The organism is Bacillus sp. 16GRE42, from assembly GCF_019837435.1.
Taxonomy (GTDB): Bacteria; Bacillota; Bacilli; order Bacillales; family Bacillaceae_G; genus Bacillus_A; species Bacillus_A wiedmannii.
In genome coordinates this window covers 1-274 of record NZ_JADAXF010000037.1, presented here as the reverse complement: position 1 = coordinate 274, position 274 = coordinate 1, and the positions used below count along the sequence as shown (strand labels likewise).

At 40.9% G+C, this 274-nt stretch carries 1 pseudogene; it reads left to right on the top strand.

The features are described from left to right. Window positions 1-274: pseudogene (locus ILS93_RS28565) on the top strand (hypothetical protein); the annotation flags it as partial.

Genomic DNA, 274 nt, shown 5'->3' with positions numbered 1-274 from the left:
CAGAAGGTGACATTGTAAAAGTATACAATGTAGCGAAAGACGGAGAAGTAAAAGCAACATCAGAAGCAGTAGCTGACGGTGGAAAAGAAGCAACAATTAAAGTGGAAGACTTATTAGAGTCAACAGGTGGAACAGTGTACGTAACTGTGACAAAACCAAACAAAGATGAAAGTAGCCGAACAGCAGTAAAATACGCAACAGAGCCAGTAACAACGGCGCCAGCGGCGGATACAATCACAGTAGCAAATAATAAAAAAGCAGCAGAAGATACAAT